Genomic DNA, 13,827 nt, shown 5'->3' with positions numbered 1-13,827 from the left:
GCCCTAAACTTCTATTGCAACCGGGACGCAGGCCCCGATATGGCTAACGCCATGCCGGAATTGCCAGAAGTGGAAACCGTGAGACGGGGCCTGGAGCCTGCCCTGGTGGGCCGGACCGTGACCCGGCTCGAGCTGCGCCGCCCCGACCTGCGCTTCCCCTTTCCCCCGGATTTCCGGGCCCGGATCGAGGGCGCACGGGTGGAACGGCTGGAGCGCCGTGCCAAGTACATCCTCGCTGCAACCGACAGGGGTGACACCCTCATCCTGCACCTCGGCATGACCGGGCGGTTTACCATCTTCCGGGCCGATGGCCGGGTGGGCGTGCCGGGCGAGTTCTACGACACCTCCGCCGCCGCGGGCACCGCCGACGGCCCCCATGACCACGTGGTCTTCGCCCTCGATGACGGCACCCGCATCGTCTACTCGGACCACCGCCGCTTCGGCATGATGGACCTGGAGCGGCCGGGCGAGAGCCACCCCATGCTGGCGGAGCTCGGCGTCGAACCCCTCGGCAATGAACTGAACGGCGATTATCTGCGCGCCGCCTTCACGGGGAAGTCGGCACCCCTCAAGGCCGCCCTTCTCGACCAGCGCATCATCGCCGGGCTGGGCAACATCTATGTCTGCGAGGCGCTGTTCCGGGCGAGGCTCTCGCCCAAGCGCAAGGCGGGGACGATTGCGAAACGGAATGACCCCCGCGCCGATGATCTCGTCCGCCACATCCGCGACATCCTTGCAGAAGCGATCCTGGCGGGCGGCTCCACGCTGCAGGACTACCGCTCGGCCGAGGGTACCAAAGGCGAATTCCAGCAGCGCTTTTTGGTCTATGACCGCGAGGGCGAGCCGTGCCAAAACACGGGCTGCACCGCCAAGGTGAAGCGCATCGTGCAATCGGGCCGCTCCACCTTCTATTGTCCATCCTGCCAGCGCTGAAAGAGATCATGAGCGACGAAACGATCATCACGGAAACCCGCGGCAAGGTCGGCATCATCACCCTGAACCGGCCCAAGGCGCTCAATGCGCTGAACGGCCAACTCATCACCGAAATGAATGCGGCACTCGACCGTTTCGACGCCGATTCGAAGATTGCGGTGATCATCCTCACCGGCAGCGACAAGGCCTTTGCGGCAGGCGCCGACATCCGCGAGATGAAGGACAAGACCTTCGCCCAGGTGACGGAAGAGGATTTCCTCCGCGACTGGGATCACATCACACGGATCCGCAAGCCCATCATCGCGGCGGTGGCGGGCTATGCGCTGGGTGGCGGCTTCGAGTTCGCGCTCGCTTGCGATTTCATCATCGCGGCTGAAACGGCGAAGTTCGCGCTTCCGGAAGTGACGCTCGGCATCATTCCGGGCGGCGGCGGCACGCAGCGCCTCGCCCTTGCGGTGGGGAAGGCGAAGGCGATGGAGATGATCCTGACGGGCCGCATGATGGACGTGGCCGAGGCCGAGCGTCTCGGCATCGTGGCGCGGGTGGTTGCGGCAGAGAAGCTGATGGAGGAAACGCTTGCGGTGGCGGAGAAGATCGCGTCGCTGTCGCAGCCGGTCATTGCGTCCGCGAAGCGCGCGGTGAATGCCGCCTTCGACAGGCCTTTGGGCGAAGGCCTCGCCTTCGAACGCAAGTCGATCCACGCGCTCTTCGCGCTCGACGACCAGACGGAAGGCATGACGGCCTTTCTCGAAAAGCGGAAACCTGTGTTCAGGGACAGGTGATCACTCTGTAAGTTTCTCGGTGGCGCATGCTTCGAGGCATTGCTGCGCAATGCACCTCAGCATGAGGAAGAAAACAACCTCACCCTGAGGTGCCGCGCGAGCGGCCTCGAAGGGTGCGTGTGTTACGTCCTCACACCTGGCGGACTTCCGTCACCGTCGGCACGAAGTGGCGGAGCAGGTTTTCGATGCCGTGCTTCAGCGTGGCGGTCGACGACGGGCAGCCGGCGCAGGAGCCCTTCATGTTGAGATAGACGATGCCGTCCTTGAATCCCTTGAAGGTGATGTCGCCGCCATCCTGGGCGACGGCGGGGCGGACCCGGCTGTCGAGCAGGTCCTTGATGGTCTTCACGGTGTCGCCCGCGCCTTCATCGAAGAACTCGTCTTCGCTGGCGGCGGTGGGGGCACCGGCAAGCACCGGCGCGCCCGACATGTAGTGGTCCATGATGGCGCCGAGCACGGCGGGCTTGAGCTGCTGCCATTCCGCATCCTTGCGCGAGACAGTCACGAAGTCATGGCCCAGGAACACGCCCGAGACACCCTTGATGCCGAAGAGCTTGCTGGCGAGCGGCGATTCCCCCGCTTCCGCTTCCGAGCGGTAGTCGCGGGTCGATCCCGGCAGCACGGGCTTCCCCGGAATGAACTTCAGGGTGGCGGGATTCGGGGTGGCTTCGGTCTGAATGAACATGTGTGAGTCCTCTCGCCCGTTATATAACGGACTCTGGAACGGTTTTAAAGTAAAACCCGATTGCGTTTGTCAGGAAACGACAAAACCCATGATCCTGCGCACATCACGCATCACAGGTTGTGCAATGGCCCGGGCCCGTTCGGAGCCGTCCTTCAGCACCGCTTCCACATAGCCGGGGTCGGCGAGAAGCCGGTTCATCTCGCCCGCGATGGGAGCAAGCTTGAGGACGGCGAGTTCCGCGAGCGCATTCTTGAAGGCGGAGAACTGCCCGCCGCCGAACTCCGCCAGCACTTCGGGCACAGCCTTGCCGGCGAGTGCGGCATAGATGCCCACCAGGTTCTCGGCCTCGGGCCGGCCCTTGAGCCCTTCCGGATCGGAGGGCAGGCCGTCGGCATCGGTCTTGGCCTTGCGGATCTTCTTGGCGATGTCGTCGGCGGAATCGGTGAGGTTGATGCGCGAGAGATCGGAGGGGTCCGACTTCGACATCTTCTTGGTACCGTCCCGCAGCGACATGACGCGGGTGGCCGGACCCTGGATCACCGGATCGGTGATCGGGAAGAAGGCCTCGCCATGGCCGTCCGCGGCAATCGCCTCGGCAAAGTCGAGGTTGAACTTCTGGGCGATGTCGCGGGTAAGTTCGAGGTGCTGCTTCTGGTCCTCGCCCACCGGCACGTGGGTGGCCTTGTAGATGAGGATGTCGGCGGCCATCAGCACGGGATAATCGTAGAGGCCGACCGAGGCGCGCTCCTTGTCCTTGCCCGCCTTCTCCTTGAACTGGGTCATGCGGTCGAGCCAGCCGAGGCGGGCGACGCAGTTGAACACCCAGGCCAGCTCGGCGTGCTCGGCCACCTGCGACTGGTTGAAGATGATCGACTTCTTGGGGTCGAGGCCGCAGGCGATGTAGGCGGCGGTGACATCGAGGATCGCCTTGCGGAGAACCTGGGGTCCGCCCCAGACCGATACGGCCTGCGTGATGGCGTGGAGATCGACGACGCAATAGAGCGTCTCGTGGGTCTCCTGCATCTTGATCCAGTTCAGCATCGCGCCAAGGTAGTTGCCGAGGTGGAGATTGCCGGTGGGCTGCATGCCCGAAAGGACGCGGGGGCTGAACGTGCTCATGGTGTGGACCCTTGATTGAGGTGCTTTGCAGACAGGCGCATCTTGGACAATGCACCCCGCAACGGAGCGCCTGATAGCGAAGGCCCGCCGCTCTGAAAAGGATTATTTGCTGGCGCCGCCGCCCGGATTTTTCAGTTCCGAGAGGCGGAAGGCGCCGGTGAGATGGGCCGTGCCGAAATAGCTGACGAGGCCCACGGCAAGGAGAACGAGAAGCCCCCACAGCGCCGCAAGGAAGCCTGCGCGCTCGGCGTAGTTGGCGGCCAGCGGATAGGCGAGCAGCGCCCAGAGCAGCCCCGACATGACGGCAACCGAGAGCAGGATGCGCGGCAACCGCGCGATGAAGCGGGCGTCCGCCTCGTAGAAGCCGCGGCGCACCGCCGTGAAGATGAGGGCCAGCGCATTCACCCAGGCGGCGATCGAAGACGCAAGCGCGATCCCCACATGCTCGAGCGACCGCGAGAGGATGAGCGAGAGCGCGATGTTCACCGCCACCGTCGCCATGGCGAAGTACATGGGCGTGCGCGTGTCCTCGCGGGCATAGAAGCTGGGCTGGAACACCTTGGTCAGGGTGAAGGCGGGAAGGCCGACTGCGAAGGCGGCGAGTGCGGGCATCACGTGCAGCGTCGCCTCGCGGGTGAAGGCGCCATGCTCATAGACCACATGCAGGATGGGGCGGCCGATGACGATCAGGGCAAGGGCCGCGGGCAGCGTGAGGAAGAGTGCGGCCTCCAGCGAGCGGTTCTGCACGTCGCGCGCGCCCGCATCGTCACCCGCCCGCAGCTTTCGCGAGAGGGTGGGCAGCAGCACGACGCCGATCGCGACACCGATGACGCCGAGTGGCAGCTGGAACAGGCGGTCGGCATAGTAGAGCGCCGACGCTCCGCCCGCGAAGGCGGTGGCAAGGCTCGTCGCCACCGCGAGATTGATCTGGGTGACGCCGCCCGAGATGATGCCGGGCACGGATTTCATCAACAGCAGTTTCACGTCGGGCGTGAGGCGCGGCAGCTTCGGCCAGACGGGTGCGCCTGCCCGCGCCGCGGCAAACATCAGAAGCGCCAACTGTGCGACACCGGCCACCGTCACGGCCCAGGCCTGAAGCCTACCGCCTTCGGGCGTGTTGCCAAGCCCCATCCACCAGCCCGCGAGGTTGAAGGCGATCATGCAGATGTTGAGGAGGATGGGGGCCGCCGCTGCGGCAGTGAAGCGGCCGAGGCTGTTCAGAACGCCGCCCAGAAGGGCGGTGAGCGACATGAAGCCGAGATAGGGAAAGCAGATGCGGGTGAGTTCGATGCCGAGGTCGCGGGTGGCGGGCTCGTCCGAGAAGCCCTGCGCAAAGAGCGGGAAGATCCACGGCATGAAGGCCATGGCGGCGCCGCAGAAGATCAGCATCCAGAAGGCCATGACGGAGAGCGCATCCTGGGAAAAGACGAAGGCCTTCTCCGCGCCCTCGCCCTCGTGCTTGCGGCTGAAGATGGGCACGAAGGCGTTGTTGAAGGCACCTTCGGCAAAGAGCGCGCGGAAGAGATTGGGCAGGCGTTGCGCCACCACGAAGGCATCCGCCACCCAGCCGGTGCCGAAGGTGAAGGCGATCAGCTGGTCGCGGATGAAGCCGAGAAGGCGTGAGGCGAGGGTGAGGCTGCCGACCCGTCCTGCGGATTTGAGAAGCGACATGGCCGCCTCACGTCCCGGTCTTGAGCGTGCCCGTCTCGGGCGCCAGCACCTGCATCAGGCGCTTCTCGATCTGGGCGTGGCGGGTGGGGTTCTCGATCTTCGCCCCCGTGAGATCGGTCACGTAGAAAACGTCGACCGCCTTCTCGCCGAAGGTGGTGACATGGGCCGAGGCGATGTTGAGGTTGAGGTGGAACAGCGCCTCGGTGAGGCCCTGCAGGAGGCCCACACGGTCGAGACCGTTGATCTCGATCACCGTCTGGCGGTTCGATGACGTATTGTCGATGATGACGCGGGGCGGCACCGAGAAGGCCTTCACCCGTTCGGTAAGGCCGGGGACATTCTGCAGCACGTCCTTGAGGCGGAGCTGGCCGCGGAGCGTGCGGGCGATGGTATCGGCGACGCGCGCACCACGGCGGTTCTCGTCCTCGTCCATCTTGAACTCGCGGCGGAGCAGGATGGTGTCGAGCGCCATGCCGTCTGTGGTGGTGAAGATCTGCGCCCCGATGATGTTGGCGTTAGCCGCCGCACAGGCACCGGTGATGAGGGCGAGAAGCCGCGGATGGTCCGGCGCATAGACGGTGAGTTCGGTCACCGCCGTGAAGGCGTCGCTCCGCACTTCGGTGATCACGTCGCGCGCCGGGGCCTTGTCGATGAGCGCCTGATGACGCAGCTGCTGGTCGAGCGGCACGTTGAGCCAATAGGCGTCGTAGTGGCGGGCGGCCTCGCGCTGCTTGCGCTTGTCGCTCCAGTCCGGGAACTTTGAGAGGAATTCGTTTTGCGCGGCAAGCACGCGGTCCTTGCGGGACGAGGCGGCATGGCCGCCGGTCAGCACCGGTTCCGCCTCGGCAAAAAGCGTGCGCAGCAGTTGCCCCTTCCAGCCGTTCCACACGCCGGGGCCTACCGCACGGATGTCGGCGACGGTGAGGATCAGGAGCAGCTTCAGCCGCTCCGGGCTCTGCACGATCGAGGTGAAGTCGAGAATGGTCTTGAAGTCGTTGAGGTCGCGCATCTGCGCGGTCTCGCTCATCAGCAGGTGATGGCGTATGAGCCACGCCACCGTCTCTGTTTCGGCAGGGTCGAGGCCGAGGCGCGGGCAGACGGCAAGGGCGATGCGCTCGCCCGCGATGGAGTGATCCTCGTCGCGGCCCTTGGCGATGTCATGGAAGAGGGCGGCCACATACAGCGCACGGCGCGACGTCAGTGTGGGGAAGAGCTTCACCGAGAGCGGATGATCGCCCGAGAGCGTACCCGTCTCGATCTGGCGGAGCACGCCCACGGTGCGGATCAGGTGCTCATCCACGGTGTAGTGGTGGTACATGTTGAACTGCATCATCGCCACGACCTTGCCGAAGTCGGGGATGAAGCGGCCGAGAACGCCCGCCTCGTTCATCAGGCGGAGGATCGATTCGGGATCGTTCGATTCGGTGAGGATCGAGAGGAACAGCGCATTGGCTTCGCGGTTGTTGCGCAAGCCCTCGTCGATGAGGCGAAGCGAGGCGCGGATGCGCTTCAGCGCATCGGGATGGATTTCCAGTGTCTCGCTGGCCGAGACCTTGAAGATACGGATGAGGTTGACCGGATCCTTGGCGAAGACGTCGTCGCTGCTGATCGTCAGGCGAAGCCCGTCGATGGCGAAGGCCTTGCCGAGGCTCTTCTCGCGCGGGCGCGGCATCAGCTTGCCGATCATGCGGGTGAGGGAACGCGGTTCCTTCAGGTGCTGGGCTTCGAGGCTGGCGCAGAAGATGCGGGTGAGGTCGCCCACCTCCTTGGCATAGAGGAAGTAGTGCTTCATGAAGCGCTCTTCGCGCATCAGGCCGCCGTGGGCCTTGTAGCCCATGCGCTCGGCGAGTTCGCCCTGGCGGTCGAAGGAGAGCTTGTCCTCGCCGCGCTTGGCGATGAAGTGGAGGTGGCAGCGCACCGCCCAGAGAAAATCCTCGGCCTTCTGGAAGCGCTTCAGGTCATCATGCGAGAAGGCGCCCTTCTCGGCGAGCTGGCTTGGTGAGTTGGCATCGAAGATGAACTTGGCGATCCAGAACAGGGTGTGGAGGTCGCGAAGCCCACCCTTGCCGTCCTTGAGGTCGGGCTCGACGGCATAGCGGCTCTCGCCCGACTTGATGTGGCGCTGGTCGCGCTCGGCCAGCTTCTCGGTGACGAAGCGGCGCGCCTCCTTCTGCAGGATGCCGGTGCGGTACTGCGACTGCAGCTCGGAGAAGAGATGGCTGTCGCCGCAGATGAAGCGGGCTTCCAGCACCGCCGTCATGATGGTGTTGTCGGTCTTGGCGAGGCGCACGCAATCGGAGACGGTGCGGGTGGCGTGGCCCACCTTCTGGCGCGCGTCCCACAGGGCATAGAGCAGGAACTCCACCACCTCGCCCACCCGGCGGTCCTCGATCGAGGGGGTGAGGAAGAGAAGGTCGATGTCCGAGCCCGGGGCCAGCGTGCCGCGGCCATAGCCGCCCACGGCGACGACCGCGAGGGGAAGCTGCCCCGACTTGAAGACGTCGAGACGGGCGAAGTCGAAGAGGGCGCGGATGATGGCGTCCTCGCCCTCCGAGAGGAAGATGGCGCAGCCGGTGCCGTGGCCATCGCGCAGCAGGCGCTTTTCGGCCTCGGCGCGAAGCTCGTTCAGGCACTCGCGGATCAGCTTCGAGGACGCGGTGCGGATGACGAGCGGCGTCTGCCCCGGGGTCGCCAGCAGGGCCTTGAGCTTGTCCGGAAAGGCGAGGAGGGGCAGGAAGGAGGTGGTCATGTCTCGCCGCCGTCTTTGCCCGAAAGGGCCTTCAATTCATAGAGCAAATTGAGCGCCTCCCGGGCCGAGACCTGGTCCGGATCGAGGCCGGCCAGCCGGAGCCGCAGGGCGTCCGGGGCCCGTTCGGCGGTGGGCGGGGCCATGGCCCTCACCGAGAAGAGCGGCAGGTCGTCGGCGAAATGCCCGGCGGGCTTTTCGTCGCGCTGCTGTTCCAGATGCTTCAGCACCTCGAAGGCCCGCGCGATCACGGGTTGGGGCAGGCCTGCGAGCTTCGCCGCCTGGATGCCGTAGGAACGGTCGGCCGCGCCCTTCACCACGTCATGGAGGAAGATGATCTCGCCCTTCCATTCCTTCACCGCCATGGTGCGGGCAGCGAGGCTGGCAAGCGTTCCGGTGAGGGCGTTCAGTTCGTGATAATGGGTGGCGAAGAGGGCGCGGCAGCGGTTCTCCTCGTGCAGGTATTCAAGTGCGGCCCACGCAATGGAGAGGCCGTCGAAGGTGGCGGTGCCGCGGCCGATCTCGTCGAGGATGACGAAGGAGCGCGGCGTGGCCTGGTTGAGGATCGCGGCCGTCTCGACCATCTCCACCATGAAGGTGGAGCGGCCGCGCGCAAGATCATCCGCCGCACCCACCCGGCTGAACAGGCGGTCGATGACGCCGATGTGGGCGGATTGCGCTGGCACGAAACTGCCCATCTGGGCGAGGATGGCGATCAGCGCATTCTGGCGAAGGAAGGTGGATTTGCCCGCCATGTTGGGGCCGGTGAGAAGCCGAATCCGCTCGTGCGCGCCGCCCAGCGCGCAGTCGTTGGGCGTGAAGCGGGTCTCGCCGGCGCGGGCGAGGGCTGCCTCGACCACCGGATGCCGCCCGCCCTTGATGTCGAAGGCGGCGGAGGTGTCGACGCTGGGGCGCACGTAGTTCTCGCGCGCCGCAAGTTCGGCCAGTGCAGCAAGGCAATCGAGCGAGGCGAGGGCGGCGGCACAGTTCGAGACGGCATCGCGGGCCTCGAGAATGGCGCGGGCGAAATCCTGGAAGAAGGAGAGCTCGATCGCAAGCGCGCGCTCCGAGGCACCGGCGATCTTCTGTTCCAGTTCCATCAGTTCGGGGGTCGAATAGCGCATGGCCCCCGCCATGCTCTGGCGGTGCTGGAATTTGACCGGAAGCTCCGCGCCCTGCATGGCGTCCGCCTGCTGGGCATTCACCTCGATGAAATAGCCGAGGATGTTGTTGTGCTTGATGCGGAGCGTGCGCAGGCCCGTCATCTCGGCGTAACGCGCTTGCAGCGCCGCGATCACCTGGCGGGTGTCATCGCGGAGTGCCCTCTGCTCGTCGAGGTCGGGCGAGAAGCCCGCGGCGATGAAACCGCCATCGCGGGCGAGATGGGGAAGCTCGGCGGCAAGGGCCTTCGCAAGCGTGTCGGCAAGCGCGAAGGGTGCGGCACCGATGGTGCCGGCATCTGCGGTGATAATGGCCGGGAGTTCGCCATGGCCCGCCAGCCGCTCCGCAATGGCGCGGGCCGCCATCAGGCCGTCGCGCATCATGGCGAGGTCACGGGGCCCGCCGCGGTTGGCGGAGAGGCGGGCGAGTGCGCGCTCCATGTCGGGCATCGCGGCCAGCGCCTGGCGCAAGCCCTGGCGCAAAGCTTCCGCCGCGACGAGCGCCTCCACGCCATCGAGCCGGGCCGCAATGGCGGCAGGATCGGCGAGCGGCTGGCCGAGCAGTGCCGCAAGACGGCGGCGGCCGCTGGCCGTCACGGTGCGGTCGACGGTGGCGAGAAGGCTGCCTTGCCGTTCGCCCGAGAGTGTGCGGGTGAGTTCAAGATTGGCGCGCGTCGCCGCATCGATGAGAAGCCCTTGCGCCGGATTGTCCTGTCGCGGCGGGCGCAGGTGCGGCATCTGCCCAACTTGCGTGATGCGGATGTAGTCGATGAGGGCGCCAAGCGCTGCCGTCTCGGCGCGCGCGAAGGCACCGAAGCCCGAGAGGCTCTGCACCGCGAAATGCTGGGCGAGGCGGTGTTCCGCCGCACTGCTGTCGAAGCGGCTTAAAGGCAGAGGCGAAAGTGCGGCCCCGCATTCCTTCGCGAGCCGTCCGATGAGCGGATCATCGAGCGCGCTGTCGGCGATGATGAGTTCGCTTGCGGCGATGCGCGAAAGATCGGAGGCAAGCCGCGCCCGGTCGCTCACCGTGACGCAGAGGTCGCCCGTCGAGATGTCGCACCAGGCGAGTGCCAGCTCGTCCGTGCCCTTGAGCCAGGCGAGTGCCGCGAGGTGATTGACGCTCCCCGTGTCGAGCAGCGTCTCCTCGGTGATGGTGCCGGGGGTGATGAGGCGGATGACGTCGCGCTTCACGACAGACTTGGAGCCGCGTTTCTTCGCTTCCGCCGGGTCTTCCATCTGCTCGCAGATCGCCACCTTGTGGCCGTGGCGGATCAGCTTCTGCAGGTAATGGTCGACGGCGTGGACGGGGACGCCGCACATGGGAATGTCCTCGCCCAGGTGCTTGCCCCGCTTGGTGAGCGCAATCCCCAGCGTGGCGGCGGCGGCTTCGGCATCGGAGAAGAACATCTCGTAGAAGTCGCCCATGCGGTAGAACAGCAGGCTGCCGGGATGGGCTTTCTTGATTTCGAGATACTGCGCCATCATCGGCGTGGCACGGTCGGCGGCGGCGGAGGCCTGCTCCGCCCTGGCTTCAGCCTCTTTTCCGTCCTGTGACAGCCCGTGCATGGGCCTGCCTTATCCCATCACGCCTGCAATTGGAAACGGGCGGAGTGATGTGCCTGAGGTTGTTCACAAATACCGCCATAAGCGGGCCTCGTTCCTTTATTGGCGGAGTTGCAAACAAGCTGCCAGCCTTTCCTTGGCGAGGGGAAACGGGCTTGATCATCACTGTGCATCCACAGCCGGGTACGGTGGTCAGGGTGGACCTGTCAGAAGGTTTCCGGCCACCGGAGATGGTGAAAAGAAGGCCTGCGATCATAGTCTCGCCTCCTGTTACCGGGCGGAAGCAGATGTGCACCATTGTGCCCCTCAGTACGACCCCTCCCAATCCTGCGCTCTTGCATCACATGGAAATCACCTTCGATCCGCCGTTGCCAGAACCCTACGCCAGTCCCCGGATGTGGCTGAAGGGCGACATCATTCTTACCGTAGCTTTCCATCGGTTGAGATTTCTGTTCCGCCGGGACAGGCAGGGAAGGCGGGTTCAGGATCCGCGAGTCCTGGACCCCGACGTCTTCGAGCGGGTCAAGCAATGTGTGCGTCATGGCGTTGGCTTGTGACTTGATTGCATCCGCCGCCTCCAGTACATATCAATTGTCGCCGGTCACTCCGGCACTTCAGTCCGGCGTTAGCTGGCCATCGGAACCGTGATGCATGCAATCCGGTTTCGATGTCTGTGGAAGCCCCGCCCTGCGGGGCTTTCTGCTTTTCGAGGCTCATCTGCCATGCCGTGTAAGCGGCATTAACCACACACCCCGCTTCGACTTATGGCGTGGGTCTGGGCCACCGTTCCGCCCTTGAGCGGCACCCGTTCCCTCTCTAGGCTGGCGCTTCTTTCAGCAGGACGCCGCAGCCCATCATGACCACCCCTCCCCGCCGCCTTCCCAAGCGCCCCACCATTTCCGACGAAGAGGCGCTGCAGTTCCACCAGAGGGGAAAACCCGGCAAGCTCGAGATCAATCCGACCAAGCCCATGGCGACGCAGCGCGACCTGTCGCTGGCCTACAGCCCCGGCGTGGCCGTGCCGGTGCGGCGGATCGCCGAAGACCCGTCCACGGCTTACGACTACACCACCAAGGGCAACCTCGTGGCGGTGATCTCGAACGGCACCGCCATCCTGGGTCTCGGTGACCTGGGCGCGCTCGCCTCGAAGCCGGTGATGGAAGGCAAGTCCGTGCTCTTCAAGCGCTTCGCCGACGTGGATTCGATCGACCTCGAAGTCGATACCAAGGACGTCGACCAGTTCATCGGCGCGGTGCGCTATCTCGGCCCCTCCTTCGGCGGCATCAACCTCGAGGACATCAAGGCGCCCGACTGCTTCGTCATCGAACAGCGCCTGCGCGAACTCATGGACATTCCCGTCTTCCATGACGACCAGCACGGCACCGCAATCATCGCCACCGCCGCCCTCATCAATGCGCTGCAGCTCACCGGGCGCTCGCTCAAGGATTTCCGCCTCGTCTGCAATGGCGCAGGGGCTGCGGCCATCGCCTGCGTCGAACTGGTGAAGTCATTGGGCGTGCCGGGGCAGAACGTCATCCTCTGCGACTCCAAGGGTGTCGTCTACAAGGGCCGCACCGATGGTATGAACCAGTGGAAGTCGGCGCATGCCGTCGATACGCCGCTCCGCACCCTGGCCGATGCGATGAATGGCGCGGACGTCTTCTTCGGCCTCTCGATTGCGGGCTCGCTCACACCCGAGATGGTGAAGAGCATGGCCAAGGACCCGATCATCTTCGCGATGGCCAATCCCGATCCGGAGATCACGCCCGAGGATGCCCACAAGGTGCGGAGCGACGTCATCATGGCGACGGGCCGTTCGGACTATCCCAACCAGGTGAACAACGTTCTTGGCTTCCCTTACATCTTCCGCGGCGCGCTCGACGTGCGGGCCCGCACCATCAACGAGGAGATGAAGGTGGCGGCCTCGCGTGCGCTCGCCGAACTCGCCCGCGAGGACGTGCCCGATGAAGTGGCCGCGGCCTATCACGGCTCGCGCCTCACCTTCGGGCGTGAATACCTGATCCCGGTGCCCTTCGATCCGCGCCTCATCTCGCGCATTCCCGTCGCCGTGGCGCGCGCCGCCATGGAAACGGGCGTTGCCCGCCACCACATCGCCGACCTCGAGGCCTATGCGGCCCAGCTCTCGGCCCGCCTCGATCCCATCGCCGGCACGTTACAGAACGTCTTCAGCTACGTGCGCAGCAAGCCCAAGCGCATGGTCTTCGCCGAGGGCGAGGAAGACCGCATGATCCGCGCCGCCAACTCCTATGCCTCGGCGGGATTGGGTGCTGCGATCCTCATCGGCCGCGAAGAGGTGATCGCCGACACGTTGAAGAGTGCGGGCATCGAACTCAACGACAACGTCGAAATTCTGAACGCGCGCCTCTCTCACCGCAACATCGACTACGCCAACTTCCTCTATGGCCGCCTACAGCGCGACGGCCTGCTCTATCGCGACTGCCAGCGCCTTGCGAATCAGGACCGCAACGTCTTCGGCGCCTGCATGGTGGCGATGGGCGATGCCGATGCCATGGTGACGGGCCTGACCCGCAACTATTCGCAGGCCCTCGATAACGTGCGCATGGTGCTGGACGTGCGCGAGGGCCACCGCCCCATCGGCGTCTCCATGGCGCTGGTGCGCGGCCGCACCGTGTTCATCGCCGATACTTCGGTGCTCGAACTGCCGACGGCGGAAGAACTCGCCGACATCGCTCAGGAAGCGGCAGGTGTCGCCCGCAAGTTCGGCTACGAGCCGCGCGTGGCACTGCTCTCCTACTCCACCTTCGGCTATCCCAAGGGCGAGCGCGCCACCTATGTGAAGGAGGCGGTCGAAATCCTGGCGCGCCGCGGCGCGGATTTCGAGTTCGACGGCGAGATGGCGGCCGACGTGGCGCTCTCCCGTGAGGCGATGGCGCTCTATCCCTTCTGCCGCCTCACCGGCCCTGCCAACGTGCTGGTGATGCCGGCGGCGCATTCGGCCTCGATCTCGACCAAGATGCTGCAGCAATTGGGCGGCGTCACGGTGATCGGGCCATTGCTCACCGGCATTTCAGGATCGGTGCAGATCGCCTCCATGTCGGCGACGACCAACGACATCGTCAACCTTGCGGCGATTGCGGCGTTTGATTTGAACTGGTGAGGCACACCCTTCGAGGCTCGGCTTCGCCT

9 protein-coding genes are annotated in these 13,827 nt (G+C 65.3%); 4 read left to right on the top strand and 5 right to left on the bottom strand.

Annotation, left to right across the window (positions count from 1 at the left end; translation table 11 throughout):
* Positions 1 to 51 precede the first annotated feature (51 nt).
* Together mutM and QM801_RS16945 are read left to right on the top strand one after the other, a co-directional pair.
* On the top strand, positions 52 to 933 hold the full coding sequence (gene mutM, locus QM801_RS16950) for a bifunctional DNA-formamidopyrimidine glycosylase/DNA-(apurinic or apyrimidinic site) lyase (protein WP_415020383.1): 882 nt from the start codon (positions 52 to 54) through the stop codon (positions 931 to 933).
* Between the two features lie 8 nt (positions 934 to 941).
* Positions 942 to 1,715, top strand: a complete 774-nt coding sequence (locus tag QM801_RS16945; protein WP_415020382.1) for an enoyl-CoA hydratase-related protein — start codon at positions 942 to 944, stop codon at positions 1,713 to 1,715.
* Positions 1,716 to 1,845: 130 nt separating this feature from the next.
* Here the strand turns inward: QM801_RS16945 and QM801_RS16940 are convergent, their stop codons facing one another.
* The 5 genes from QM801_RS16940 to mutS form a co-directional block, all read right to left on the bottom strand.
* The gene (locus QM801_RS16940) at positions 1,846 to 2,400 is read right to left on the bottom strand and encodes a NifU family protein (protein ID WP_415020381.1); all 555 of its coding nucleotides are present in this window, start codon (positions 2,398 to 2,400) and stop codon (positions 1,846 to 1,848) included.
* A 69-nt stretch (positions 2,401 to 2,469) separates the two neighbouring features.
* Entirely contained in the window at positions 2,470 to 3,519 is a 1,050-nt protein-coding gene (gene trpS / locus QM801_RS16935) for a tryptophan--tRNA ligase (RefSeq protein ID WP_415020380.1), read from the bottom strand.
* Between the two features lie 102 nt (positions 3,520 to 3,621).
* Positions 3,622 to 5,190, bottom strand: a complete 1,569-nt coding sequence (murJ, locus tag QM801_RS16930) for a murein biosynthesis integral membrane protein MurJ (RefSeq protein WP_415020379.1) — start codon at positions 5,188 to 5,190, stop codon at positions 3,622 to 3,624.
* A 7-nt stretch (positions 5,191 to 5,197) separates the two neighbouring features.
* The gene (locus QM801_RS16925) at positions 5,198 to 7,939 is read right to left on the bottom strand and encodes a [protein-PII] uridylyltransferase (protein ID WP_415020378.1); all 2,742 of its coding nucleotides are present in this window, start codon (positions 7,937 to 7,939) and stop codon (positions 5,198 to 5,200) included.
* Positions 7,936 to 10,662 carry a DNA mismatch repair protein MutS gene (gene mutS / locus QM801_RS16920; RefSeq protein WP_415020377.1) on the bottom strand — a complete coding sequence of 909 codons (2,727 nt, stop codon included), beginning with the start codon at positions 10,660 to 10,662 and terminating at the stop codon, positions 7,936 to 7,938. Before mutS ends, QM801_RS16925 begins: the two co-directional genes overlap by 4 nt.
* A 152-nt stretch (positions 10,663 to 10,814) precedes the next feature.
* Between mutS and QM801_RS16915 the strand changes: the two genes are divergently transcribed.
* Both QM801_RS16915 and QM801_RS16910 read left to right on the top strand, forming a co-directional pair.
* Positions 10,815 to 11,216 (top strand): type II toxin-antitoxin system PemK/MazF family toxin, encoded by a 402-nt coding sequence (locus QM801_RS16915; RefSeq protein ID WP_415020376.1) that lies wholly within the window; start codon positions 10,815 to 10,817, stop codon positions 11,214 to 11,216.
* 299 nt (positions 11,217 to 11,515) lie between these two features.
* The gene (locus QM801_RS16910; protein WP_415020375.1) at positions 11,516 to 13,798 is read left to right on the top strand and encodes an NADP-dependent malic enzyme; all 2,283 of its coding nucleotides are present in this window, start codon (positions 11,516 to 11,518) and stop codon (positions 13,796 to 13,798) included.
* The last annotated feature ends 29 nt before the right edge of the window (positions 13,799 to 13,827 follow it).

The sequence above is a fragment of the Aestuariivirga sp. genome, assembly GCF_047600585.1.
Classification (GTDB): Bacteria; Pseudomonadota; Alphaproteobacteria; order Rhizobiales; family Aestuariivirgaceae; genus Aestuariivirga.
Note: the sequence above shows the minus strand (reverse complement) of the source record. Positions and strands in the feature narration are given on the sequence as shown.